Below are 26,139 nucleotides of genomic sequence, written 5' to 3'. Positions count from 1 at the left end.
GAAAAAGCATGCCGGAGAATTGTCAATAAGCAACAAAAACAGTGTGTTAGCACTCGCCCCTTGTGGCTGCTTGCACAAATAAAAGTCGCTGTTGAACCCCATATGAACGGTAGGGTATACTTACCCACAACAAGATATAGCGCTTGAGCAAAAAGGCCAAAGGCACGTGAGCGATACGCCCGAACCTCCTGAAACCGATGACGAAATGCCGCCGGAACGCCCCGAATACGACGGTCCGTCGATCACCATCGAAAGCGAGATGCGCAATGCGTATCTTGATTACGCGATGTCGGTCATCGTTTCCCGCGCGATCCCGGATCTGCGCGACGGCCTAAAACCTGTGCACCGCCGCATCCTCTTCGCAATGAACGAGGTCGGGAACACCTTCGACAAGGCCTACCGCAAGTCGTCGCGCCCGGTCGCCGACACCATGGGCCAGTACCACCCGCATGGCGATGCGGCGATCTACGACGCCCTCGTGCGGATGACGCAGGACTTCTCGATGTCCCTGCCGCTGCTCGACGGTCAGGGTAACTTCGGCTCAATGGACGGCGACCCTCCGGCCGCCTTCCGTTACACCGAAGTGCGGATGGCGAAGGCGGCGAATTTCATTCTCGCCGACATCGACAAGGATACCGTCGACTTCCAGGACAACTACGACGGCAAGCAGCGTGAACCCACGGTTCTGCCCGCGCGCTTCCCGAACATGCTGGTCAACGGTGCCGGCGGTATCGCTGTCGGCATGGCCACCAACATCCCGCCGCACAACCTTGGCGAGGTGATCGACGCCACTCAGGCACTGATCGAGAACCCCGATCTCGATTCGATCCAGCTTATGGAATACATCCCCGGGCCCGATTTCCCGACCGGCGGCGTCATGCTCGGCCGCGGCGGTGCCCGCAAGGCCTACACCGAAAGCCGCGGCAGCGTTATCCTGCGCGCCAAGACCAAGGTCGAAGAGATCCGCAAGGACCGCTTCGCCATCATCGTCGAAGAGATCCCTTACCAGGTCAATAAGATGAAGATGGTCGAGCAGATTGCTGATCTCGCTCGCGAAAAAAAGATCGACGGCATCTCTAACGTGCAGGACGAATCCGACCGTGTCGGCGTCCGTGTGGTCATCGAACTGAAACGCGACGCGACCCCCGAGGTCGTGTTGAACCAGCTGTTCCGCTTCACCCAGATGCAGACCTCCTTTGGCTGCAACATGCTGGCGCTGAACGGCGGCCGGCCCGAGCAGCTGACCCTGCGCGACTTCCTTTCACACTTCCTGACCTTCCGCGAAGAAGTCGTTGCGCGCCGTACAGCCTACGAGTTGCGCAAGGCGCGCGAACGCAGCCACATCCTCTGCGGCCTCGCCGTCGCCGTCTCCAATGTCGACGAGGTGGTCGCGACGATCCGTGCTTCTGCCGACGCCGCCGAGGCACGCGAGAAACTGATGTCGCGCCGCTGGCCCGCTTCCGATATCGCCGAATACATCCGGCTGATCGACGACCCGGGCCACACCATCAACGAGGACGGCACCTACAACCTGTCCGAAATCCAGGCCCGCGCCATCCTCGACCTGCGCCTGCAGCGCCTGACCCAGCTTGGCGTCAAGGAAGTCACCGACGAGCTGCAGGAACTGGCCGGAAAGATCCGCGAATATCTGGAAATCCTGCGCTCCCGCGAACGGATCATGGGCATCATCTCGGACGAACTGGCCGAGGTGAAGGATCTCTTCGCCGTCCCCCGCCGCACCGAGATCGCCGACTGGTCCGGCGACATGGAGGACGAAGACCTCATCGAGCGCGAGGATATGGTCGTCACCGTCACCCAGGGCGGCTACATCAAGCGCACCCCGCTGGTCGAATTCCGCGAACAGAAACGCGGCGGCAAGGGTCTCTCCGGCGGCGGCCTGAAGGAAGAGGACGTGGTCACCACCCTCTTCGTCGCCAACACCCACACCCCGCTCCTGTTCTTCACGACCGACGGCATGGTCTACAAGCTCAAGACGTGGCGCCTGCCCTCCGGCAGCCGCACCGCACGCGGCAAGGCCATCGTCAACATCCTGCCGATTCCCACCGGCGTCTCCATCGCCGCGATCATGCCCGTCGACGTGCCCGAAGAGGAATGGAACAACCTCCAGATCTTCTTCGCCACCTCCGAGGGCGACGTCCGCCGCAACGCCCTGTCCGATTTCACCAACGTGAAATCCAACGGCAAGATCGCGATGAAGCTGCCCGAGGACGTGTCCCTCGTGAACGTCCGCATCTGCACCGAGGATGACGACGTCATGCTCGTCACCGCCCGCGGCCGCGCCATCCGCTTCCCGACGACCGAGGTCCGCGTCTTCAAGGGCCGCGACTCCACCGGCGTCCGCGGCATCCGCCTGCAGCCCGACGATTCCGTCGTCTCGATGGCCGTCATCCGCCACTTCGAGGCCGACCCCCAGGAACGCGCCGCCTACCTCAAGATGCGCCGCGCCGTCGCCGGCATCGTCGAGGAACCCGAGGCCGATGCCGACGAGGAAGCCGTCGAAGCAGGCGAACTGCCACAGGAACGCTACGCCGAGATGTCCGCCGCCGAGGACCTGATCCTCACCATCACCTCCGGCGGCTCCGGCAAACTGTCCTCCAGCCACGACTACCCCGTGCGCGGACGCGGCGGCCAGGGCGTCGCCGCGATGGACAAGGCGATGCGCGGTGGCCGCCTCGTCGCCTCCTTCCCCGTGGACATGGACGACCAGATCATGCTCGTCACCTCCACCGGCCAGTCCATCCGCTGCCCGGTCGACGGCATCTCCTTCCGCTCCCGTGGCGCCGGCGGCGTCAAGGTGTTCAACACCGCCCCGGGGGAAGAAGTCGTCTCCGTCGCCTGGATCGCCGAGCAGGAAAACGGCGACAGCGCCCCCGAAGACGACACGTCGGAAACGGAATAACGCCGCAGGCACTACTTGCATGACTGCGCAATTGCCGCAGTTATGCCCCAAACGGGCCAAAAGGACGCCAAAGGTGGCGCCCCAAACTCATCCCCGGCTGATTTGCCCAGGGGTGAAGTTATGAACGACATTACTCAAAGCCAGTATGGCTCTGCCGAAACCGCGTTTCTCCGGTCTGCCAAGTCCACCGTCCGCGTCCTTGTCGGCGCCTATTTCCTCGCTGCCGCCGTCGCCATGCTGATCGAACCGGACAGCGCCACGCTGCTTTTCGGCAACGCGGCACCGGCGATCGGCGCCGGGCTCGCCCTGATCTCGGGCGCATTCCTGATGAGCCTCGCGCCGCGCGTCACCGCCGCAGCGCTCTGCACCTACCTGATCGGCGCCGCCCTCGCCAATGCGTGGCACGGCCTGATGCCCGCGGTCTGGGGCAACGTCGCGCTCTTCGCCACGGTGGTCCTGCTGGCGCTGCCGCGTCTGGAACCGCGCCGCGCCACGGCGCAGGCCCGCGATCGTCTCGCCTAAGACCCTTCCCTTCGCGCGCCCGCTCCCCTAGATCGGGCGCATGACGGAACAGCTCAACATCGTCGGCGGCGGCATGGCCGGCTCCGAAGCCGCCTGGCAGGCGGCGCAGGCCGGAATCGACGTGGTCATCCACGAGATGCGGCCAAAGGTCGGCACCTTCGCCCACAAGACCGGCGATCTCGCCGAAATGGTCTGCTCCAACTCCTTCCGCTCCGACGACAGCGAACAGAGCGCCGTCGGCCTCCTGCATTGGGAGATGCGCGCGGCGAACGGCCTGATCATGGAAATGGCCGATGCCCATGCCCTGCCCGCCGGCGGCGCATTGGCGGTAGACCGAGATCCTTTCGCCCGCGCCGTGACCGAACGGCTCAGAAACCACCCGCGCATCACCATCCGCGAGGGCGAGATCACCGAACTGCCGAAAGACGGCCACTGGATCGTCGCCACCGGCCCGTTGACCTCTGGCGCGCTGGCAGAATCGATCCGCGCCGAAACCGGCACACAGGCGCTCGCCTTCTTCGACGCCATCGCCCCCATCGTCTATGCGGACTCCATCGACATGACCGTCGCCTGGATGCAGTCGCGCTACGACAAGGGCGAAACCGAAGAGGAACAGAAAGCCTACCTCAACTGCCCCATGAACAAGGCGCAGTACGAGGCGTTCATCGACGCGCTCCTCGCCGCCGACAAGACAGAATTCCACGAGGGTGAAACGGCAAAATACTTCGACGGCTGCCTGCCGATCGAGGTCATGGCCGAACGCGGCCGCGAAACACTGCGCCACGGGCCGATGAAACCCGTTGGCCTGACCAATGCCCATAAGCCCGATGAAAAGGCCTATGCCGTCGTCCAGTTGCGGCGCGACAACGCGCTCGGCACGCTGTTCAACATCGTCGGCTTCCAGACCAAGATGAAATACGGCGCGCAGACGGACGTATTCCGGATGATTCCGGGCCTGGAGAATGCCAGCTTCGCGCGGCTCGGCGGTATCCACCGGAACACGTTCCTGAACTCGCCTACATTGCTTGACGCCCATATGCGGCTGAAATCCCGTCCGAATATCCGGTTCGCCGGGCAGGTCACCGGGGTTGAGGGCTATGTCGAATCCGCGGCAATGGGCCTGCTCGCCGGCCGCCTGGCCGCGGCAGAACTGCAGGGCGCGACGTTGCCGCCCCCACCGCCCGAAACCGCGATGGGTGCCCTGATCCACCACATCACCGGCGGCGCCGAGGCAAAGACGTTTCAGCCGATGAACGTCAATTTCGGCCTGTTCCCGCCCGTCGACCTGAAAGGCGGCCGCAGGAACCGCCCGGCCCGCTACAAGGCCTATACCGACCGCGCCAAGGCTGCCTGGCAGGGCTGGCTCGCCATGCAGGGCGACGCCGTTCCCGCATGACCCCGCAAGATGAGGAATAAGCGGGTAACCGCTTTCCAACCCCGCAGCGCTGCACTACCTTCCCGCGCATGGCGGACAAGACATATCTCGACAAGGTCTACGACCTCTCCACGCCCGACGAGACGCGGGCGCTCTACGACCAGTGGTCGGACAGCTATGACGACGAGGTGCTGGAAAACGGCTATGTGACGCCGATCCGTGTCGCACGGGCCCTTGCCGCACAGGTGAAGAATCTGGACCGGGCGGTTCTGGATTTCGGTTGCGGCACAGGGCTTTCCGGCGCGGCGCTGATCCAGACCGGTTTCACCACTGTCGACGGCGCCGATCTTTCCGCCGAGATGCTGACCGAGGCGCGCGAAAAGGGCGTCTACCGCGATCTCTGGCAGGTGCATCCCGGTGGCGAACTGCCGTTCGATCCCGGCCGCTATCATGCGATCACCGCCAGCGGAGTAATCGGCTCCGGCGCGGCGCCGCCGGAAACCTTCGACCTGCTGATGGAGAACCTGGCTCCGCAGGGCCTTCTGGCCTTCAGCTTCAACGATCACACCCTGTCGGACCCGGAATACGAGGGCCGGATGCGCAGCTGGATCGAAGAGGGTAAGGCGCACGTGCTGTTCCAGGAACATGGCGATCACCTGCCCAAGATCGGCTTGAAGGCCACCGTCTACGTGCTTGAAAAGGCGTGAATTACGTCACCCGGTTCGCGCCTTCCCCGACCGGCCCGCTTCATCTAGGCCACGCATTCTCGGCCTTGACCGCCTTTGACCGGGCCCGTCAGCATGGTGGTACGTTCCTGCTGCGGATCGAGGACATAGATCGCGACCGATCCCGCGCGGAATACGAGGCCCTGATCTACGAGGACCTGCACTGGCTCGGCCTCAACTGGCCCGAACCGGTGTTACGGCAATCGGACAGGATGCCCGCCTACGCCGCCGCCTTGGAGGCACTGACGGCTCTTGGTCTCTGCTACCCGTGCCGCTGCTCCCGCGCCGACATCCGTGCCGCACTCTCCGCCCCGCAGGAAGGGGCACCGGTGCATGGCCCCGATGGCCTCGTTTATCCCGGCAACTGTCGTGGGCGGTCCATGTCCGACGCCGGGCCGAATGACAGTATCCGTCTCGACATGGCGCGGGCCGTGGACCACCTCGCCACCCTGCCCGCCTTCAACGAGACAGGCTCCCTGCACGAAGGCCGGCACCAACTCGATCGCGAAACGCTGGTTCACGGCGTCGGCGACTTGGTCCTTGCGCGTCGCGACATGGGCACGTCCTATCACCTGTCGGTCGTGGTCGACGATGCCGAGCAGGCGATCACCGAGGTTGTACGCGGTGCCGACCTGTTCGAGGCTTCACAGATCCACGTCCTGCTGCAGGCGCTGCTTGGCCTGCCGCATCCGGACTACCACCACCACCGTCTGATCCGCGACGAGACCGGCAAACGCCTCGCCAAGCGCGACGACGCCCGCGCGATCCGCCTCTTCCGTGAAGAGGGAGCCACCGCCGCGGATCTCCGGGCCATGGTCGGTCTCTGACAGGATGCGACGTGGCCTCTCATTCGGCCGGTCCGCACACCCGTCCCCACCCATACGTTTGCGCTAACATACCTGAAATCAATGGCTTGACCCCCCGTCCCCATGGGGACGCCTATTCCATGGGTCTCATGATCTCCACTTCTTCCCCCTCCCGGAGGGCCGTATAGAAGCAGCTTTTCCGGTTCGTATGGCATGCTGGCCCGGTCTGGTTCACCACCACCAGCAGGCAGTCCCGGTCGCAGTCCACCCGCATCTCCACCAGCTCCTGGACATGCCCCGACGTCTCGCCCTTCACCCAGAAATCCGCCCGCGACCGGGACCAGTACGTCACCCGCCCAGTCTCCAGCGTCCTGGCCACCGCCTCGGCATTCATCCAGGCCAGCATCAGCACCTCGCCCGTCCCCGCCTCCTGCGCGATGACCGGCACCAGCCCCTTCTCGTCATATGTCAGACTGCCCGGATCGAAAGCCATCGAACTTGTCCTTCCCTCAGCGCCACCGCCGCCCTATGTAGAGGGTCCAGGTAGCCGGGAAAACCCATGAGCGACTCCGATCTCATCAAACTCTATTCAGGCCGCATCCTCGAGCTGGCGGCCGATATCCCGCATCTCGGCCGCCTCGACGCGCCCCAGGCTTTCGTCAAGAAACGCTCCCCCCTCTGCGGCTCCACCGTCACCGTCGACCTGACCACCGAAGACGGCCGCATCGTCGACTATGCCCAGGACGTGAAGGCCTGCGCCCTCGGCCAGGCCGCCGCTTCAATCGTCGGCGCCAACATCCTCGGCGCCACCCGCGCTCAGGTCGAAACCGCCCGCGACCAGCTTAAGGCCATGCTGAAAGACAACGGCCCGGTCCCCGACGCTCCCTTCGACGGCCTCGAGGTCCTCCTCCCCGCCCGCGACTTCAAGAACCGCCACGCCTCGATCATGCTGACGCTTGAAGCCGCCGCCGAAGCCTTCGCCGAGGCCGAAAAGGCCGCCTGCGCCTGACCTCTCCCATCACTCGCGCAAAAAAACCGCCGCACTCCCGGGACAAGGAGGCGGCGGCAGGAAGCGTCTGATCATGCGGTTGGCCGGAGCCGGGGCAATGAGGCGAGCCCCGAGCCAGACAGGACAACGGCTTGCGCGAAAGTAGGGGACAAGGCGCAGGAACCGGCCGATGACAGGACGCAGGCAGAAACTCAGACAGGCAGGTTCAGAACGGCGACCAGCATCACGATAAGCGCGGCACCACCCACGAAATCCTGCAGAATCGTCATCGAAGAGCGGGACAAGACGTTTTTCAGATCGGCCAGCATCGGGAACCTCCATAGTGTTGTTGCCTCTTTGTTCTCAAATTCGCGCCAAACTGTAAAGAACTTTTTAGGAACATTCGCGAACAAAAGTGGCTCAGTCGAGCTAACCGACTGAAATCAAACGGATCGCTTTTTCCTGCTCCATCAGCCAGAGAAGAACGCGCGCCGCCTGCCCGCGTTCGCTTTCCAGCGCCGGATCGTCGTGCAGCAATTTCCGCGCGTCCGACTGCGCCAGCGACATCAGCGCTGATTGCCGCTCGAGATCCGCAATCCGGAACCGCGGCAGGCCCGACTGCGCCGTCCCGATCAGGTCTCCTGCGCCACGCATTGCGAGGTCCTCTTCGGCAATCCGGAACCCGTCCTCGGTTTCCCGCAAGATCTCCAGCCTGCGCCGGCCGGCTTCGGACAACGGTGGCTGGTACATCAGCAGACAGGTCGAAGCTGCCTCGCCCCGCCCCACACGCCCCCGCAACTGGTGTAATTGCGCCAGTCCAAACGACTCGGCGCGCTCGATCACCACGATCGAGGCATTGGGCACGTCCACGCCGACCTCGATGACCGTCGTGGACACCAGCACCTTCGTCTTGCCCGCAACGAAGCGGGCCATGGCGGCATCCTTGTCTCGCGGCGGCATCTGGCCGTGTACCATCCCGACCACGCCTTCCCCAAGGGCCGCGCGCAGGTGCCGGAACCGTTCTTCGGCAGCGGTCATGTCGACCGTCTCGCTTTCTTCGACAAGTGGACAGACCCAATAGGCCTGCCGCCCCTTGGCAACGGCCTTGCGCAAACGCTCGATGACCTCGTCCATCCGGCCAGCCGAAACCAGAACCGTCGTGATCGGCTTCCGCCCTGGCGGCTTTTCGTCGAGAACCGATACGTCCATGTCGCCGTATTGCGCCAGGCTCAGCGACCGTGGGATCGGCGTGGCGGTCATCACCAGCACGTCCACCGCGCGCCCCTTGGCCCCCAGCTCCATCCGCTGCGCGACACCAAACCGGTGCTGTTCGTCGATCACCGACAGGCGCAGGTCGTGAAACTCCACGTCCTTCTGGAAAACGGCATGGGTTCCGACGAGGATTTGGATATCCCCGGCCTTCAGCGCCGCCAGCTTCGCCGTGCGCTCCGCGCCCTTGTCGCGCCCTGTCAGGATCTCCAGCACCACACCGGCCGCCTCGGCCAGGGGCCGCAACCCTTCCAGATGCTGCCGTGCGAGGATCTCGGTCGGCGCCATCATCACGCCCTGCCCGCCGGCTTCTACAGCGACCAGCAATGACATCAGCGCAACCAGCGTTTTTCCGGCGCCGACATCGCCCTGCAGCAACCGGTTCATCCGCAGCGGCCTGGCCATGTCGTCGGCGATCTCGCGCATCGCCCGTTCCTGCGCATTCGTCGGCGAATAAGGAAGCGAAGACAGAACCTTGCGGCGCAAAGCTCCGGTTCCCTCGGTCACCACCCCCTTACCCTTGCGCAGCGCAGAGCGCGCCAGCGCAAGTGTCACCTGATGCGCCAGCAATTCGTCATAGGCCAGCCGCTGCCGTGCAGGTGCGGTCGCGGCCATCTCCGCTGCGCCAAGCGGGGTATGCGCTGCCTCCACCGCCGCCTTCCAGCCCGGCCAGCCTTCCTGTGCCCGCAGCCCTGGATCGATCCACTCCTGCAACTCCGGCAGCCGTGCCAGCGCGCTCGCAGCCGCCTTCGCCATCGTGCGCTGGGTCAACCCGGCGGTCAGCGGATAGACCGGTTCGTAAAGCGGGATCTCCTCGGCCTCCTCGACTGGCAGGATGTGGTCGGGATGGACCATCTGGCCGATCCCGTCGAACAATTCCACCTTACCTGAAACGATCCGGTGCTGCCCGGTCGGCAGCTGTTTCTTCAGCCAGTCGCCGCGCGCGTGGAAAAAAACCAGCTGAAACGTCGTCTGCGCGTCCTGCACTTCCACGCGGTAAGGCCCGGTCTTCGTGCGCGAAGGCATGTGGCGGCCGACTTCCACCTCAACGGTCAGCGTCGCCGGCAGTTCCGCACCGAGGATCGTGGACCGCCTGCGCCGGTCGATCCCCGAATACGGCAGCGTGAAGATCAGGTCGCGCGGCTTCTCGATATCGATCTTTTCCAGCGTTTTGGCGACCTTCGGGCCGACGCCTTCCAGCGTTTCGAGCCCCGCGAATAGCGGAAAAAGGCTTTCCGGCCGCCCGCTCATGATCCGCCGATCAGGCTCAGCCAGGAATCCTCGTCGATTGTCTCGACACCCAGCTCCGCAGCCTTCTTCGCCTTCGACCCCGCACCGGGACCGGCCACGACCAGATCGGTCTTTGCCGAAACGCTGCCCGACACCTTCGCGCCAAGCGCCTCCGCCCGCGCTTTCGCCTCTGCACGCGTCATCTTTTCAAGCGTACCGGTGAAAACGACGGTCTTGCCCGCCACCGGACTGTCCGACGCCGTCGGTGCCGCGACGTCCTGGATGTCAAGTTCCGCCGCCAGACGATCAATGGATGCTCGCTCGGCCTCCTGATGAAAGGTCGTGACCAGTGACACCGCCACGGTGGCACCGATCCCGTCAATGCCGACAAGGTCGTCCCATGCCGCCTTCGCCTCCGCCGGAACGGCCGGATTGTCCGCCCAGACGGCATTGCGTGTCGCGGTAATCTCGGCGCGGCGCCCCTGTTCGGCGGCCGTCTGCCGTTCCTTCGTCACGGCCTCTTCCGCCTTGAGAAACCGTTGCGCCGCCGGCACCGCCGCGTCGACGGCCGAAGTGAACGCTGCCCAGCTGCCGAAGTGACGTGCGAGGTCCGCCGCCGCAACCTCGCCCACATGCCGGATCCCGAGAGCGAAGATCACTCGGTTCAGTTCGATTTTTCGCTTTTCGTCAATTGCTTGAAAGAGATTTCTCGCGCTCTTCTCGCCATAGCCATCGCGGTTCTTCAGCTTTGACACGGTATCCGCGTCGCGCTTTTCCAGCGTGAAGATATCGGCGGGCTCGCGGATGGGCAGCGTCCCGTCGCGGTAGAACATTTCAATCTGCCGCGCTCCGAGCCCCTCGATATCAAAAGCCGCGCGAGAGACGAAATGCTTGAGCTTCTCCACCGCCTGTGCCGGGCAGATCAGTCCACCGGTGCAGCGCCGCACGGCGTCACCCTCCTCTCGCACCGCTTCCGACCCGCATTCCGGGCAGACCGTCGGAAATTCGTAGGGCACCGCGTCGTCCGGCCGTTGGCTCAGATCCACATCGGCCACCTTCGGGATCACGTCGCCCGCGCGGTACACCTGCACCCAGTCGCCCTCGCGGATATCCTTGCCTTCGCGGATCGGTTCTCCCTTGGCGTCGCGGCCGGCGATGTAATCCTCGTTGTGCAGAGTCGCGTTCGACACGACGACGCCGCCCACGGTGACCGGAGTCAGCCGCGCCACCGGTGACAAGGCCCCGGTACGACCGACCTGGATCTCGATTTTCTCAAGCCGGGTCCAGGCGAGTTCGGCGGGAAACTTGTGCGCAATGGCCCAGCGGGGCGTCGTCGACCGGAATCCGAGCCGGCGCTGAAGGTCCAGGTCGTTCACCTTGTAGACCACGCCGTCGATATCGTAACCCAGCGTCGCGCGCTGCGCCTCGATCTCAGAGTAGTGTTCCAGCATCTCGTCCATGCCGTTGCACAGCTGGGTCAGTGGGTTGGTCTGGAACTCCAATGACCGCAAACGCTCGATCGCGCCCAGCTGTGTCTCGGCCAGCGGCTCGCTCAGATCGCCCCAGGCGTAGGCAAAAAACTTCAATGGACGCGCAGCAGTGATCTTCGCGTCCAGCTGCCGAAGCGATCCGGCGGCGGCGTTACGCGGGTTTGCAAAGGTCTTTCCGCCCGCTTCTTCCTGCCGCTTGTTCAGCGCTGCGAAGTCTGCGTGGCTCATATAGACCTCGCCGCGCACCTCCAGTACATCGGGCGCACCGTCAAGCCGATCCGGAATATCGCCTATCGTACGGGCGTTTGCGGTGACATTCTCACCTGTTTCACCATCCCCCCGCGTTGCCGCCTGGACCAGCCGCCCGCCTTCGTATCTCAGCGACAGAGACAGGCCGTCGATCTTCGGTTCGGCGGTATAGGCAATTGGCCCGTCGCTATCGCGCAGGCCAAGATATCGGCGGACGGTTTCGTTGAAATCCGCGATATCTCCAGCCTCGAAAGCGTTGGCCAGCGACATCATCCGCACAGCATGTGTGACCTTTGCAAAGGTCTCGCTGACCGGTGCACCGACCTGTTCGGTGGGGCTGTCTTCCCGTTTCAGATGAGGAAACGCTGCCTCGATCTCGGCATTTCGCCGCTTCAGCGCATCGTATTCCGCGTCAGAGATTTCCGGCGCGTCTTCGGTGTGATACGCCCGGTTAGCCCGCTTCAGCGCATCGGCGAGCGCTGCCAGTTCCTGCGCCGCCGCCGCTTCAGTCAGCTCCGCGATCGGTGTCTCTTTGGCCACGCTTGGCGTCCTCCGAAAGTGTCTCCCGAATTCTTAGGAGCGCTCCCGGAGGAGGTCTAGTCTGTGAGTGGCGGGCTGTCGCCTGTGGGCGCCTTTCAGGCGCCGATGGCAACCGGGTCGTTCATTTCGCTGGGCTCCGGATCTCGCAACACATAGCCACGACCCCAAACCGTTTCGATGTAATTGTCGCCTTCTGTCGCTTGGCTCAGCTTTTTGCGCAGCTTGCAGATGAAGACATCGATGATCTTCAGTTCCGGTTCGTCCATGCCGCCATAGAGATGGTTCAGGAACATCTCCTTGGTCAGGGTCGTGCCCTTGCGCAGGCTCAGAAGTTCCAGCATCTGGTATTCCTTGCCGGTCAGGTGCACCGGCTTGCCGTTGGCTTCCACGGTCTTGGCGTCCAGGTTCACCTCGACCAGCCCCGTGCGAATAACCGACTGGGAATGCCCCTTGGACCGGCGAATGATCGCATGGATCCGTGCGACAAGCTCCTCCCGATGGAAAGGCTTCGTCAGATAATCGTCTGCGCCGAACCCGAAGCCCTTAAGCTTGTTTTCGGTGTCGTCTGCCCCGGACAGAATCAGGATCGGTGTGTCGACCCGGGCGATCCGCAACTGCCGCAAGACGTCGTGGCCGTTCATGTCGGGAAGGTTCAGATCAAGAAGGATAAGATCGTAATCATAGAGTTTCGCTAAATCTATCCCCTCTTCGCCAAGATCCGTCGCGTAGACGTTCAAGTTGGCGTGGGACAACATTAACTCGATACTCCGAGACGTGGCAGGATCGTCTTCTACCAACAAGACGCGCATGTATACTCTCCACTCTCAACCTTTCCGATGCCCGCAACACTGGCCAAGAAAGGTTAATCACACGTTACCGCACGACAGGAATCCTGCCACACAAATTTACACATGGCAAAAGAACTGAATGATTAGATGTAAATTGCGCGCATCTTTACCGCAGAAAACCGTCCTCACCCAACGTAAAGTTGAGTCCGCTCCGTTGCAGTTAACCTATTGAATGGTTTCCCGGGCCGAGCTCAACGCTGTTGTAGCTCGATTTGACCGTTCCAGTGACCGGCGAAAAACAGCTACCGTTAACGAAACTTCTGCAGTGCCGTCGCTTTCAACGCCGCCTCGCCATGGATCTCGACCGCCTGTTGCCAGGAAGAGAGTTCGTCGTCGCTCAGCTCGTAGATTTCCAGAGCTTCCTTGTGCGAAATCAGACCCGACGACACGCCGCGTACGACGGCGGCCTTGCGGCTTGCGACCCATCTACGTGTCTTCGGGTCGGGAAGGTCCGCCCGGCTCATCGTGGTCCCGTCCGGCAAGGTGACGGTGCGAGGCCCGCTCACTTTGCGTAGATACATGTCAGTTCCCCTCAGATATGACGGGCGCAGACTGCTAGGCACGGCTTAAGGACGGGTGAAGCCGGGGGGTTGAGAGTGCTTCGCATTTTCCTATATTCCGGCGGACCCCGTAAGGATTTTCAGATGCCCTTGGATCGAGAGCTGAATTCGCTGGGCCTGCCCAAGGCTCCGGCAGACACGCGCGTCGTCGTTGCGATGTCGGGCGGCGTCGACTCGTCAGTCGTCGCCGCGGAGCTTGCGCGCGAGGGCTATGACGTGGTCGGCGTGACGCTACAGCTTTACGATCATGGCGCGGCGCTGGCCAAGAAAGGCGCCTGCTGTGCCGGTATCGATATCCACGATGCGCGGCGCGTGGCCGAGGAAATGGGGTTCCCGCATTACGTCCTCGACTACGAGAACATCTTCAAGGACGCGGTGATCGACGAGTTTGCCGACAGCTACCTGGCCGGGGCGACGCCGGTGCCCTGCATCCGCTGCAATGAGCGGGTGAAGTTCAAGGACTTGCTGGAGACGGCGAAGGACCTTGATGCGGATTGCATGGCGACGGGCCATTATATCCAGCGGAAGGATGGGCTCCACGGGCCGGAACTGCACCGCGCCGCCGATCCGGCGCGGGATCAGAGCTATTTCCTGTTCTCGACCACGCCGGAGCAGCTGGGCTTCCTGCGCTTCCCGCTTGGCCATCTGGAATCGAAGGCGGAGACGCGGGCGCTGGCGGCGCGGCATGGACTGAGTGTGGCGGACAAGCCCGACAGCCAGGACATCTGTTTCGTGCCGGACGGCAATTATGCCTCGGTGATCGAGAAGCTGCGGCCGGGGGCGGCGGAGCCGGGCGAGATCGTGCATGTGGATGGCCGGGTGCTGGGGGAGCACCGGGGGGTGATCCACTACACCATCGGGCAGCGGCGGGGGCTGGGGATCGGCGGGCTGGAGGAGCCGCTTTATGTGGTCCGGCTCGATGTCGATGGCCGGCGGGTGATCGTGGGGCCGAAGGAGATGCTGGCGACGCGGGTCGTGCCGGTCAGGGAGATCAACTGGCTGGGGGATGCGTCCTTCACCTCGGAAAAGGAGTGGCCGCTGGCGGTCAAGCTGCGGTCGACGCGGCCGCCGCGGGAGGCGGTGATCCGGCCGCTATCTGAGACCGAGGCGGAGGTGGAATTGCTGGCGCCGGAGGAAGGGGTCTCGCCGGGGCAGGCCTGCGTTTTTTATGAGCCGGAGGGGAGCCGGGTCTTCGGCGGGGGCTGGATCTGGAAGGGCCGCTGAGGCCGTTTTCGGGGCGTCCCCATGGGGACGCCTCTTAACTTACTGGAATCCCGAAAAAACTTTCCTAACTCGAATTTAACCATTCGAAAACTGGACCATTGCTAACCGCTGGCGTCATCTGTCCAAGCCGCCCCGTCGCTAGAGTGGGGAATAGTCTCAGACGTCGATAGCGGTCTGGTTCGGGCGGGCCTTATACCGGCAGTGGAATGCCTGCACCGCAGTGTAATCATCCCAACATCGTGATTTTCCTTATTGCTCATCGCGAAAAAAAACTTAACAAAATACTCAGTTAAACCACCGTCCGGTTGGGGGAACCGGGGCGGCGCGGCGAGACACGGCCGATCCTGGTCACATGTGGCAGGCAGGAATGCAGGGGACATGTGCCATGGGACGGCTTTTTACACGTGTTTTTTCGGCGATGGTTGGGGTCGGGCTCCTTGGGGTGCCTTCGACAGCGATGGCGCTGGATGGAGATTTCGTTGACCAGAACCCCGCGATTGGACTGGGATTGGGTTGCAGTTTTCAATTTTACACCAATTCCCCATTCCGAAACGGCTATATATACTTTATAAATGGAAATCAAATTGCCGGAGGTAGCCAATATTATTTTAATGGCACGCTTTCCTCAAATTCTATCACCGAAACACAGCTAGAACTTTATTGTAACCTTACCTCCGTAGAAATTCTGTCGCAGAACGGCGCGGACAGCACTTATCCCGTCGACGACTATATGGGAATAGTGTTCCGCGGAAGCCCGGATGGCGGCACCACCTTTTACGATTACGAAGTCGCGCTGGCTGGCGTGACCGGGACAACCGTCGTGAATACCCGAATACTGGTAAACGAAACCCCGACGGCGAATGCAGGCCCGGACCGGACGGTCGCCTCCGGCGCGACGGTGACGCTGGACGGGAGCGGCTCGTCCGACCCCGAGGATGACACGCTGACCTATGCGTGGACGCAGACCGGCGGAGATACGGTCACGCTGGTCGATTCCACGTCCGCTTCGCCAAGCTTCGCCGCGCCGGAGCTTGATTTCAACGTGGACAACCTAACGCTGGTGTTCCAGCTGATCGTGGATGACGGCTATACGGCTTCTGCTGCCGATACGGTGACCATCACCGTCGCCGCCCCGGTCGATGTCACGCGGCCAGAGGTCAGTATCCTCGACGCGCCGGAACAGATCGTCGACGGGTCCCCGTTCAAGGTGACCGTGCGGTTCAGCGAGGATGTGACCGGGTTCGCCGCCTCGGATCTGGCCGTCACCGGCGCTGCCGCCACCGGACTTACCGGCAGCGGCGCCGAGTATGAGGTGACGATCGACCCGGACGGCGGTGAGGATGTGACCATCGCGGTGCCGGCGGGTGTCGCGAGCGACGTGGCCGGCAATACGAACACCGCCTCCGCCACGGTGACGGTCACCTACGTGCCCGTCGAGGAGACCGAGAAATTCATCGCGGAGTCGATGCAGGCCCGTGCGCACGCCCTGATCGCCACGCAGCCGAAACTCGGGCGGATGCTTTCCGGCGGAGGCGGCGGCGGGTTCGACGCGGGCGTCAGTCAGGGACGGCACTTCTTCGATCTCGAAACCTCGACCGATGCGTTGATCTGGATGCATGCCACTGGTTACTGGGCGACATCCGGCGAGACCGGTTCGAGCTATTACAACGCGATTCTCGGCGCCAACCTGTACCGCGGCGAACGGATCCGGCTGGGTGTCATGCTGCAGGGGGACCGGTTTTCGGCCGGGGACGGCACGTTCGACTTCGACGGCAATGGCTGGCTGTTCGGTCCTTATGCGGTGTACCGGCTGCCGAAGCATCCGCTGATCTTCTCGGCCTCCTATCTGGAAGGGCGTGCGCAGAACACGGTCTCGGGGCCGGCGGGCGGCGATTTCGAGAGCCGCCGCTCGCTGCTGACCCTCGGCGTCGAGGGAGAGATCGTGCTGGAGTCGATCACGCTTATGCCGCGGCTCGATTATGCACGGGCGACGGACCGGCATGACGGTTACACGGCGAATGCCGGTGTGCCGGTCTCGGGCGAGAGCGCCACCGTCCAGGAGGCGTCGCTCGGGATGGATTTCGAACTGCCGCTCAAGGGGTTCGGGCCGAACCTGATTCTGACGGGCGGACTGGGCGGAATTTTCGCACGCGAGGAGACGTCGCCGGGAGCCGATGAAAGCTCGCGTGCGCGGCTGGCGTTTGGACTTGAGCAAGTGACCGAGAATGGCAGCGTCATCCATATCAGCACCTTCGCCGAGGGTCTTGGTGGCGGCGTGGAGGCCTATGGCGCGGAACTGAGCTGGCTGCTGAAGTTCTGATGCGCTGACCTGCAGGATGGGCTGGGAGGCGCCTTGTGTGCACACGGACCAGTGGCAGCTGCACGTGTGAAGATCCGGGTTCGCGGGAACCCCGGACGGAAGGCTGCGCGTCCGGAAGGGCGCGCCGATTTTCGTTGCGGGACAGGGAATCCGCTCGACATGTCTAGTTGTATAGTTGTAGGTCTAAGCCAGACATCCCCTGCCCCGAGTCGAGGTTCACCATGTCCGGACCAAAGATCGAAAAGCCGCGGCTCGGCGAGCCGTATCTGCTGACACCCGGCCCGCTGACCACCTCCTACGCCGTCAAGGAAGCGATGCTGCGCGACTGGGGCAGCTGGGACGGGGATTTCCGGGCCATGACGGCGGAATTGCGGGCGCGGCTGGTGGGTCTGCTGGGCGACGGGAACGAAGGGTTCACCTGTGTGCCGATGCAGGGCTCGGGCTCCTTCTCGGTCGAGGCGATGCTGGGCAGCTTCATTCCGAAGGATGGCAAGGCGCTGGTGCTGGCGAATGGCGCCTACGGGCTGCGCGCGGCGCAGAGCCTCGATTACATCGGACGGCCCTGCCGGCTGCTGGACAAGGGCGACTACCTGCCGCCGCGCGGATCGGAAGTGGCGGCGATCCTGGCGGAGGATCCGGCGATCACCCATGTGGTCGCGATTCATTGCGAGACATCCTCTGGCATTCTGAACCCGATCGCAGAGATCAGCGAGGCGACCTATGCGGCGGGCCGCAAGCTGTTGATCGACTCCATGTCGGCCTTTGGCGCGATCCCGGTGCCGCCGGCTGAGGTGCGGTTCGAGGCGCTGGTGTCGTCGGCCAACAAGTGCATCGAGGGCGTGCCGGGGTTCGGCTTTGTGCTGGCCAGGACCGACGTGCTGGAGGCCGCGAAGGGCAATGCACATTCGCTGGCGCTGGACCTGCACGCGCAATGGGCGGCAATGGAGAAGACGGGCCAGTGGCGGTATACGCCGCCGACCCATGCGGTGGCGGCGTTCCTGGAGGCTCTGCGCGCGCATGAGGCCGAGGGCGGCGTCGTGGCGCGAGGCGCGCGGTATCGCGAGAACCGCGATGTGCTGGTGGCGGGGATGCGCGGGCTTGGGCTCGAGACCTTGCTCGACGACCGCTGGCTGTCGCCGATCATCGTGACGTTCTTCTGCCCCGCCGATCCGGCCTTCCGGTTCCCGGAGTTCTACGACCGGATGAAGGCGAAGGGGTTCATCCTCTATCCCGGCAAGCTGACGGTGGTGGAGTCGTTCCGCGTCGGCTGTATCGGGCAGATGGATGCGGATGTGATGCGCGAGGTGGTCTCGGCCGTGGCCGAAACGCTGCGCGAAATGGGTGTGACAAGCGCTGCGCCGCCGGCGGAGGCGCTGGTGGAACGGCAGAAACTGGCGGAGGCAGCGGCATGAGCAGGTTCAAGGCAGTGGTGTTCGACTGGGCGGGCACGATGGTGGATTTCGGCTCTTTCGCGCCGATGGGCGTGTTCGTGAAGGCGTTCGAGAGCTTCGGGATCCCGGTGACGATCGACCAGGCGCGCGGGCCGATGGGCTCGGCGAAGTGGGACCATATCCGCGCGATGATGGACATGCCGGAGATTGCGGCGGCGTGGGAGGCAAAATACGGCGCTGCGCCGACGGATGCGGATGTCGACAAGGTTTACGAGGTCTTCGTGCCGATGAACGAGGAGGTCGCGGCGGATTACGCGGATCTGGTGCCGGGGGCGCTGGAGACGGTGATGTACCTGCGCGGCAAGGGGATCAAGGTGGGCTCGACCACGGGGTACACGCGGTCGATCATGGAACGGGTGCTGCCGGTGGCGGCAAAGCAGGGATACGTGCCGGACAACCTGGTGTGCTCGGATGACCTGCCCGAGGGGCGGCCGGGGCCGCTGGGGATGTACAAGTGTTTCGTTGATCTGGTGGCCTATCCGCCTCAGGCCGTCATCAAGGTGGACGACACCGCGCCGGGGATCGCCGAGGGCGCGGCTGCCGGGTGCATCACGGTGGGGCTGGCGCTGTCGGGGAATTTCGTGGGCAAGACGCCGGAGGAGCTGGCGAAATGTTCGGAGGCGGAGCTGGCGGAGTTCCGGCGCGGTGCAGCGGAGGTGCTGAAGGCGGCCGGGGCGGATTACATGATCGACACGGTTGCCGACCTCCCTGCCCTGATCGACAAGCTGGAAAAGGCGTAGGTCAAACGCCGGAACGCCAGAACGGAAAAAAGGGCGCGGAACCGGATGGTTTCGCGCCCTTATTCGTTTCTGACCTGCGGATTACTCCGCCGCGGCCTGCTGCTGCGGGCGGCGCTGGCTGATTTCCTCGGCGACGAGGAAGGCCAGTTCCAGCGCCTGGCTGGCGTTCAGGCGCGGGTCGCAGGCGGTGTGGTAGCGGTCCGACAGCGTTTCGTCTGTCACCGCGCGCACGCCGCCGGTGCATTCGGTCACGTCCTGGCCGGTCATCTCGAAATGCACGCCGCCGGGGACGGAGCCCTCGGCATTGTGGACGTCGAAGAATTCCTGAACCTCGCGCAGCACACTTTCGAACGGCCGGGTCTTGTAGCCCGAGGCCGACTTGATCGTGTTGCCGTGCATCGGGTCGCAGGACCAGACGACATTGGCGCCCTCTTCCCGCACCGCCTTGATCAGCTTGGGCAGGTGGTCGCCCACGGTACCCGCGCCAAAGCGCGCGATCAGGGTCAGGCGGCCGGCCTCGTTGTCGGGGTTAAGCCGCTGCATCAGCACCTTGAGGTCGTCGGCCGAGATCGACGGGCCGCATTTCAGGCCTATCGGGTTCGAGACGCCGCGGGCGAATTCCACATGCGCACCGTCCGGCTGACGCGTGCGGTCGCCGATCCAGATCATGTGGCCGGAGCCCGCGATCTGCACGCCGGTGGTCGAGTCCGTCCGGCAGAGCGCCTGTTCGTATTCCAGAAGCAGTGCTTCGTGGCTGGTATAGAAGTCCACGGTGGACATGTCTTTGTGGGTCGTGCCGCTTACACCGGCCGCCGACATGAAATCCAACGCATCCTGCAGGCGGTTCGCCATGTCACGATAGCGTTCGGCTTCATCGCGTTCGGTGAAGCCAAGTGTCCAGGCGTGAACGCGGTGCACGTCCGCGAAGCCCCCGGTTGAAAAAGCCCGAAGGAGGTTCAGCGTCGCTGCAGCCTGCGTGTAGGCGCGCAGCATGTTCTCCGGGTTCGGGATCCGCGCCTCGGGCGTGAAGGCAAGCTCGTTGATGATGTCGCCACGGTAGCTAGGCAGTTCGACGCCGTTCACCGTTTCGGTCGGGGCCGAGCGCGGCTTGGCGAACTGCCCGGCCATGCGGCCGACCTTTACCACCGGCATCTTGGCGCCGAAGGTCAGCACCATCGCCATCTGCAGCAGCACCTTGAAGGTGTCGCGGATATTGTCTGCGGAGAACTCGGCAAAGCTCTCGGCACAGTCACCGCCCTGCAGCAAAAACGCCTCGCCACGGGAAACCGCGGCAAGCTTGTCTTTCATGCGGCGGCATTCCCCGGCAAAGACGAGCGGCGGATATTTCGACAGCTGCGCCTCGACGGCGTTCAGCTTGGCCTCATCCGGATAGTCGGGCATCTGGACCCGCGGCTTGGAGCGCCACCCAGATTTTTCCCAGTTGCTCATCTCACTTCTCCAAAGTGCATAGATTTCGGGTGTCCCCGTATAAAGGCAGGCGGCTTTCGGGGAAACAGGGAAAATTCAGGCAATTCCGACATCGCCTGACGTTTTTATACATTGGCAATCTTGATCGCCTAAAGCAAAACTGGTTCCGTCCAGCACTACGCTCGCGGAGAACGGCGAAAATGGATGTGAGTCGCCAGACGATTGAAGTGGTTGATACCGGCAAGAAGCCGCGCCGCTTTGTATTTGTCCTATTGGACAATTTCACGATGCTCTGCTTCGCCTGCGCGCTGGAGAGCCTTCGGATCGCCAACCGGATGGCGGGCAAAACGCTCTATTCCTGGACGATCACCGGCGAGAACGGTGACATAGCCGCGTGTTCCGCCGGAACCGCCTTCAAGCTGGACAGCGGACTGGAAGAACTGGCCCGCGATGACACGATCCTTGTCTGCGGCGGCGTCGACGTGCAGGCCGCGTCGACCAAGAAGGTGCTGAACTGGTTGCGGCGCGAGGCGCGCAGGGGCGCGATCGTCGGCGGATTGTGCACTGCGGGATATACCCTGGCCAAGGCGGGCCTTCTGGACGGCAAGCGTGCAACGATCCACTGGGAGAACCAGGACAGCTTTGCCGAGGAATTCGACGAGGTGGAACTGACCAAGTCGGTCTTTGTCGTCGACGGCAACCGCTTCACCACTGCGGGCGGCACCTCCTCCATCGACCTGATGCTGAAGATCATCGCCGACGATTATGGTGAGGAACTTGCGAACGCGGTTGCGGATCAGCTGATCTACACCACCATCCGCACCGACCAGGACACCCAGCGCCTGTCGGTCCCGACCCGGATCGGCGTGCGGCATCCGAAGCTGAGCCAGGTCATCCAGATGATGGAGCAGAACATCGAGGAACCGATCAGCCCCTCAATCCTGGCCCGCGATGTCGGCATGTCGACACGGCAGCTGGAGCGGCTGTTTCGCCGCTACCTGAATCGCTCGCCCAAGCGGTATTACATGGAACTGCGGCTGCAGAAGGCGCGGAACCTGCTGATGCAGACCGACATGTCGGTGATCAACGTGGCGCTGGCCTGCGGATTTGCGTCGCCCTCGCATTTTTCGAAGTGTTACCGGGCGCATTACAACACGACGCCCTATCGCGAACGGGGCAGCCACGCGGCGCGACTGTCCGTCTAGGTCGCCTCGCAAACGTGGATCCGGAAATGCGGTAAGGACACGTTGACCGGGGTGCCGTTCGGCCACGCCCAGATTCCGCCATATTCTTCGTTAAGATCGAAACACTCGCAGCCCCGAGGGGCCTATTAAGGTGCGTCCGGTGGACAGGTTCGAAGCCGCAGTCAGGATGTCGGAAACCGAGGCGATCCGCTCGCTGGATCTGTCCATGTTCGACCTGCGCGACATCGCCAATATCTGTCTGCAGCGGCCCGAGGTTCTGGCGGACATCCCTGAACGGCGCGACATCCTGAGATCCTGGGTCGAGGGGGATGATCGCCCGCTGATGCGGACCGCCAATCGCTACATGCTGGAACTGGTGTCCCGGGCCATCGGCTTCATCCTGCTGGAGTATCGCGAGCTTCGCCCCCTGTTCCACGAGATCTCGCCGGAGCGCATCGCCGATATCGGCTGTGGTTACGGCATTCTGGATCTTTTTCTTCACGCCGATCTCGGCATGGAGATGTTGCTGATCGACACGGAGTACGGGCCGGAACGGCATCTCTGGTATCAGCCGGTCGGCAGCGGCTGCAGCAACCTTGACGTGGCGCGCCGGTTTCTGGTGGCCAATGGTTGCGATGCGGCCAAGCTTCGGCTGCTGAACCCACGGCAGGAGTCGGTGATGGAGGCCGGAGAGGTCGACCTTGCCGTCAGCTTCCTGTCCTGCGGGTATCTGTATCCTGCCGATACCTACGCGAGGTTCCTGCGCGAGCGGGTTCGTCCGGGAGGGTCCGTGCTGCTGGACATCCGCGCGACCAAGGCGCCGGAGGTTCTGCGTGCGCTGGTGGGGCTTGGCCGGTTCAGCCGCGTCGGCACCGTGGCCGGCGGGCTGGGGCTGCGGCTACAGATCCAACGTCCGGCCGCCAGCGCCGTCCGCGCGGCCTGACCTGCCGCGGCGTTGGCCTTACGGCCACTCTTCCCTTTTCATTGGAGCGCCCTTAGGCTCCGCCGCATAACAGTCTACCAGACAGGGAGTTGACCATGAAAAAGCTGCTACTGGCCTCCGCCGCTGCCGCGCTCGCCGCTGGCGCCGCGCAGGCGCAGGACGTCAAGATCGGTGTGATCCTCGGGTTCACCGGTCCTATCGAATCGCTGACGCCGCAAATGGCCGACAGCGCCGAACTGGCGATGAAAGAGATCAACGATGCCGGCGGCATCCTTGACGGGATGATGCTGGAAAGCGTGCGGGCGGATTCGACCTGCATCGACAGCGGTGCGGCCACCGCCGCCGCCGAGCGTCTTGTGACCTCCGACGGCATCGTCGGCATCATGGGTGCCGACTGTTCGGGCGTGACCGGCGCGATCCTGGCCAACGTCGCGGTGCCGAACGGCATTCCGATGGTGTCGCCGTCGGCCACCTCGCCGGCGCTGTCGACCGCCGAAGACAACGGCCTGTTCTTCCGCACCGCGCCGTCCGATGCGCGGCAGGGCGAAGTTCTGGCCGCGATCCTTGCCGACAAGGGCATCACCTCGGTCGCTGTCACTTACACCAACAACGACTACGGCAAAGGCCTTTCGGACGCCTTCATCTCGAACTTCGAGGGCGACGTAACGGCGAACGTTCCGCATGAGGACGGCAAGGCCGATTACACCGCGGAAGTCGGCGCGCTGGCTTCGGCCGGCGGCGAGGTTCTGGTGGTTTTCGGCTACGCCGACCAGGGCGGCAAGGGCATCATTCAGGCTGCCGTCGACACCGGCGCCTTCGACACGTTCGTCATGGGCGACGGCATGTATGCCGAGGCACTCGTCGGCGACCTGGGCGACATGCTGGCCGGGTCCTACGGTTCGGTTCCGTGGTCCGAGGGCGAAGGCTCCGACGCGTTCATTGCGCTGACCGAAGCGGCGGGCGTGGCCGGCGAAAGCTCTTTCACCCGCGAAAGCTATGACGCTGCGGCGCTGCTGGCGCTGGCGATGCAGGCAGGCGGCGAAGCGACCTCTGCGGCGATCGCGGCGAACCTGCTGGATGTGGCCAACGCACCGGGCGAGCCGATCCTGCCGGGTGAGCTGGCCAAGGCGCTGCAGATCCTCGCTGATGGCGGCGACGTCGACTATGTCGGCGCGACCAACGTGGAACTGATCGGACCCGGTGAAGCGGCCGGCACCTACCGCGAGTACGTCATCGAGGATGGCGCTTACTCGACGGTGCAGTTCCGCTGACGCCACAAAACCGTTAAGAACATGCACAGCCCGGCTTTTCAGGCCGGGCTGTTTGCCATATGGACCCGCGGATGATCACGGTCGAAAATCTGCACAAGCATTTCGGGGGCTTCCACGCCGTGGACGGTGCCTCGCTGACCATCGCCGAAGGCTCGATTACGGGCCTGATCGGCCCGAACGGCGCCGGAAAATCCACACTTTTCAACGTGATCGCGGGTGTCTTTCCACCGACCTCCGGCAAGGTGACGATGGCGGGCGAGGACATCACCGGCCTGCCACCGCACGAGCTGTTTTCGAAGGGGTTATTGCGCACCTTCCAGATCGCGCATGAATTCTCGTCGATGACGGTGCGCGAGAACCTGATGATGGTGCCCGGCGACCAGTCGGGCGAGACGCTGTGGAACAGCTGGTTTCGCCGCGGCCAGGTGGCGCGGGAAGAGTGCGATCTGATGAAGAAAGCCGATGAAGTTCTTGAATTCCTGACCATAGATCATCTGGCGGACGAAAAGGCAGGGAACCTGTCCGGCGGACAGAAGAAGCTGCTGGAACTGGGCCGGACCATGATGGTCGAGGCGCGGATCGTGTTCCTCGACGAGGTCGGCGCCGGGGTGAACCGGACGCTGCTGAACACCATCGGCGACGCGATCATCCGGCTCAACAAGGAGCGCGGCTACACCTTCTGCGTCATCGAGCACGACATGGATTTCATCGCCCGCCTCTGCGACCCGGTCATCGTGATGGCCGAAGGCAAGGTGCTGGCCGAAGGCACGCATGACGAGATCCGCTCCAACGAGCAGGTGATCGAGGCGTATCTGGGCACCGGACTGAAGAACAAGGACAAGCTGGAGGCATGAGCGGAAACGCTTATCAGGAAGACCGCGGCAACAAGGACCGCTCGATCACCAAGGACGGCGGCGGCACGCTGCGGCCCGGCAGGTATTCCGGCGAGGCGCAGGCTGGTGCCGAGGGCGAACCCTTCCTGATCGGCGATGCGATGACCGGCGGCTATGGCGGCGGCGCGAACATCCTGCATGACTGCACCATCGCTGTCGAAAAGGGACAGATCGCGGTGATCGTCGGCCCCAACGGCGCGGGTAAATCTACGGCGATGAAGGCCGTTTTCGGCATGCTGGACCTGCGCGGCGGGGATGTACGGCTGGGCGGCGAGAGCATCGCCACGCTGACCCCGCAGGCGCGGGTGGCGAAAGGCATGGGGTTCGTTCCGCAGACCTCAAACGTCTTCACCTCGCTGACCGTCGAGGAAAACCTCGAGATGGGTGCGTTTATCCGGCGTGACGATATCCGCCAGACGATGGCGCAGGTCTATGACCTGTTTCCGGTTCTTGCCGAGAAGCGGCGTCAGAAGGCCGGCGAGCTGTCCGGCGGGCAGCGCCAGCAGGTTGCCGTCGGTCGCGCGCTGATGACTGAGCCGCAGGTGTTGATGCTGGACGAGCCTACCGCCGGTGTTTCCCCTATCGTGATGGACGAGCTGTTCGATCGGATCATCGAGGTGTCGAGGACCGGGATTTCCATCCTGATGGTGGAACAGAACGCCCGGCAGGCGCTGGAGATCGCCGACAAGGGCTATGTGCTGGTGCAGGGTGCCAACCGATACACCGACACGGGCGCGGCCCTGCTGGCCGATCCCGAGGTCCGGGCGAGTTTTCTGGGGGGCTGAACGGTGCGCGCTGGTCCTGTCATCGCCCTTGCCACCCTGCCCTGCGCGGCGCTGGCCGAGGGCAATGTGTCAGAGCTCGACTGCAAGGTGGTCACGCTCTGTGACGGCACGGGCGCCTGTGCGATGCCGGACGAGACGCTGCACCTGACGCTGGCCCCAACCGGGCGCGAGGGCGACACGATCAGCCTGACCGTGACGCTGGACGCCGAGACCGCCGAGGCGCGGCAGGAGGGCGATCTGGGGCCGATCATCTGGGGTCAGGGTGCAGAGACGCATTTCCTGCTGCCGACCGGCCCCAGCAATCTGGTCTGGATCACCCGTGGCTTCGACCCGGACATCAGCGCCGAGACGCGGTTCCTGAGCTGCGGGGGCGTGTGA

The 26,139-nt window shown here is 63.7% G+C and carries 22 protein-coding genes; 16 read left to right on the top strand and 6 right to left on the bottom strand.

What is annotated here, in order from left to right:
- Nucleotides 1-166 precede the first annotated feature (166 nt).
- The 5 genes from gyrA to gluQRS all read left to right on the top strand — a co-directional run bounded on the left by gyrA (nucleotide 167) and on the right by gluQRS (nucleotide 6,369).
- Complete coding sequence (gyrA, locus tag HCO70_RS08960; protein ID WP_172295086.1) at nucleotides 167-2,920, top strand: DNA gyrase subunit A; 2,754 nt, start codon at nucleotides 167-169, stop codon at nucleotides 2,918-2,920.
- A 120-nt stretch (nucleotides 2,921-3,040) separates the two neighbouring features.
- Nucleotides 3,041-3,442: a hypothetical protein gene (locus HCO70_RS08955; protein ID WP_172295085.1), complete on the top strand. Its 402-nt coding sequence runs from the start codon at nucleotides 3,041-3,043 to the stop codon at nucleotides 3,440-3,442.
- A 40-nt stretch (nucleotides 3,443-3,482) separates the two neighbouring features.
- The gene (gene trmFO, locus HCO70_RS08950) at nucleotides 3,483-4,838 is read left to right on the top strand and encodes a methylenetetrahydrofolate--tRNA-(uracil(54)-C(5))-methyltransferase (FADH(2)-oxidizing) TrmFO (RefSeq protein ID WP_172295083.1); all 1,356 of its coding nucleotides are present in this window, start codon (nucleotides 3,483-3,485) and stop codon (nucleotides 4,836-4,838) included.
- A 68-nt stretch (nucleotides 4,839-4,906) separates the two neighbouring features.
- Nucleotides 4,907-5,524 (top strand): class I SAM-dependent methyltransferase, encoded by a 618-nt coding sequence (locus HCO70_RS08945; protein WP_172295082.1) that lies wholly within the window; start codon nucleotides 4,907-4,909, stop codon nucleotides 5,522-5,524.
- Nucleotides 5,521-6,369, top strand: coding sequence for a tRNA glutamyl-Q(34) synthetase GluQRS (gene gluQRS, locus HCO70_RS08940; RefSeq protein ID WP_172295081.1), 849 nt, complete (start codon nucleotides 5,521-5,523; stop codon nucleotides 6,367-6,369). Before HCO70_RS08945 ends, gluQRS begins: the two co-directional genes overlap by 4 nt.
- A gap of 112 nt (nucleotides 6,370-6,481) precedes the next feature.
- Here gluQRS and hisI read toward each other — a convergent pair whose 3' ends face one another.
- Nucleotides 6,482-6,841: a phosphoribosyl-AMP cyclohydrolase gene (gene hisI, locus HCO70_RS08935; protein ID WP_172295079.1), complete on the bottom strand. Its 360-nt coding sequence runs from the start codon at nucleotides 6,839-6,841 to the stop codon at nucleotides 6,482-6,484.
- Between the two features lie 66 nt (nucleotides 6,842-6,907).
- On the opposite strand from hisI, the gene HCO70_RS08930 reads away from it, so the two are divergent.
- Nucleotides 6,908-7,357: an iron-sulfur cluster assembly scaffold protein gene (locus tag HCO70_RS08930; RefSeq protein ID WP_172295078.1), complete on the top strand. Its 450-nt coding sequence runs from the start codon at nucleotides 6,908-6,910 to the stop codon at nucleotides 7,355-7,357.
- Between the two features lie 408 nt (nucleotides 7,358-7,765).
- Here the strand turns inward: HCO70_RS08930 and recG are convergent, their stop codons facing one another.
- The 4 genes from recG to HCO70_RS08910 form a co-directional block, all read right to left on the bottom strand.
- Entirely contained in the window at nucleotides 7,766-9,856 is a 2,091-nt protein-coding gene (recG, locus tag HCO70_RS08925; RefSeq protein WP_172295076.1) for an ATP-dependent DNA helicase RecG, read from the bottom strand.
- Nucleotides 9,853-12,114, bottom strand: a complete 2,262-nt coding sequence (ligA, locus tag HCO70_RS08920; RefSeq protein WP_172295075.1) for an NAD-dependent DNA ligase LigA — start codon at nucleotides 12,112-12,114, stop codon at nucleotides 9,853-9,855. Before ligA ends, recG begins: the two co-directional genes overlap by 4 nt.
- Before the next feature lie 95 nt (nucleotides 12,115-12,209).
- Entirely contained in the window at nucleotides 12,210-12,923 is a 714-nt protein-coding gene (ctrA, locus tag HCO70_RS08915; protein WP_172295074.1) for a response regulator transcription factor CtrA, read from the bottom strand.
- A gap of 287 nt (nucleotides 12,924-13,210) precedes the next feature.
- Entirely contained in the window at nucleotides 13,211-13,483 is a 273-nt protein-coding gene (locus tag HCO70_RS08910; RefSeq protein WP_172295072.1) for a DUF1153 domain-containing protein, read from the bottom strand.
- A 123-nt stretch (nucleotides 13,484-13,606) separates the two neighbouring features.
- On the opposite strand from HCO70_RS08910, the gene mnmA reads away from it, so the two are divergent.
- The 4 genes from mnmA to phnX all read left to right on the top strand — a co-directional run bounded on the left by mnmA (nucleotide 13,607) and on the right by phnX (nucleotide 19,257).
- Complete coding sequence (mnmA, locus tag HCO70_RS08905; protein WP_172295070.1) at nucleotides 13,607-14,746, top strand: tRNA 2-thiouridine(34) synthase MnmA; 1,140 nt, start codon at nucleotides 13,607-13,609, stop codon at nucleotides 14,744-14,746.
- A 739-nt stretch (nucleotides 14,747-15,485) separates the two neighbouring features.
- Nucleotides 15,486-17,066 carry an Ig-like domain-containing protein gene (locus HCO70_RS08900; protein ID WP_172295068.1) on the top strand — a complete coding sequence of 527 codons (1,581 nt, stop codon included), beginning with the start codon at nucleotides 15,486-15,488 and terminating at the stop codon, nucleotides 17,064-17,066.
- Nucleotides 17,067-17,287: 221 nt separating this feature from the next.
- Nucleotides 17,288-18,478, top strand: coding sequence for a 2-aminoethylphosphonate--pyruvate transaminase (locus tag HCO70_RS08895; RefSeq protein WP_172295066.1), 1,191 nt, complete (start codon nucleotides 17,288-17,290; stop codon nucleotides 18,476-18,478).
- Nucleotides 18,475-19,257, top strand: coding sequence for a phosphonoacetaldehyde hydrolase (phnX, locus tag HCO70_RS08890; protein WP_172295064.1), 783 nt, complete (start codon nucleotides 18,475-18,477; stop codon nucleotides 19,255-19,257). The genes HCO70_RS08895 and phnX overlap by 4 nt, the downstream gene beginning before the upstream one ends.
- A gap of 81 nt (nucleotides 19,258-19,338) precedes the next feature.
- On the opposite strand, the gene HCO70_RS08885 is transcribed toward phnX, so the two are convergent.
- Nucleotides 19,339-20,706 carry a class II 3-deoxy-7-phosphoheptulonate synthase gene (locus HCO70_RS08885; protein ID WP_172295062.1) on the bottom strand — a complete coding sequence of 456 codons (1,368 nt, stop codon included), beginning with the start codon at nucleotides 20,704-20,706 and terminating at the stop codon, nucleotides 19,339-19,341.
- A gap of 179 nt (nucleotides 20,707-20,885) precedes the next feature.
- On the opposite strand from HCO70_RS08885, the gene HCO70_RS08880 reads away from it, so the two are divergent.
- The 6 genes from HCO70_RS08880 (at nucleotide 20,886) to HCO70_RS08855 (ending at nucleotide 26,139) form a co-directional block, all read left to right on the top strand.
- A complete protein-coding gene (locus HCO70_RS08880; protein ID WP_172295060.1) occupies nucleotides 20,886-21,890 on the top strand; it encodes a GlxA family transcriptional regulator in 1,005 nt (334 codons plus the stop codon).
- Nucleotides 21,891-22,029: 139 nt separating this feature from the next.
- Entirely contained in the window at nucleotides 22,030-22,812 is a 783-nt protein-coding gene (locus tag HCO70_RS08875; protein WP_172295058.1) for a class I SAM-dependent methyltransferase, read from the top strand.
- 95 nt (nucleotides 22,813-22,907) lie between these two features.
- Nucleotides 22,908-24,083 (top strand): ABC transporter substrate-binding protein, encoded by a 1,176-nt coding sequence (locus tag HCO70_RS08870; RefSeq protein ID WP_172295056.1) that lies wholly within the window; start codon nucleotides 22,908-22,910, stop codon nucleotides 24,081-24,083.
- 71 nt (nucleotides 24,084-24,154) lie between these two features.
- Nucleotides 24,155-24,937 carry an ABC transporter ATP-binding protein gene (locus HCO70_RS08865; protein WP_172295054.1) on the top strand — a complete coding sequence of 261 codons (783 nt, stop codon included), beginning with the start codon at nucleotides 24,155-24,157 and terminating at the stop codon, nucleotides 24,935-24,937.
- Entirely contained in the window at nucleotides 24,934-25,761 is an 828-nt protein-coding gene (locus HCO70_RS08860) for an ABC transporter ATP-binding protein (protein WP_172295052.1), read from the top strand. Before HCO70_RS08865 ends, HCO70_RS08860 begins: the two co-directional genes overlap by 4 nt.
- Before the next feature lie 3 nt (nucleotides 25,762-25,764).
- Complete coding sequence (locus HCO70_RS08855) at nucleotides 25,765-26,139, top strand: hypothetical protein (RefSeq protein WP_172295050.1); 375 nt, start codon at nucleotides 25,765-25,767, stop codon at nucleotides 26,137-26,139.

The organism is Pseudoruegeria sp. HB172150, assembly GCF_013184805.1.
Classification (GTDB): domain Bacteria; phylum Pseudomonadota; class Alphaproteobacteria; order Rhodobacterales; family Rhodobacteraceae; genus Psychromarinibacter.
The sequence above is the reverse complement of the archived record's forward strand: the minus strand, read 5'-3'. Positions and strand labels throughout refer to the sequence as shown.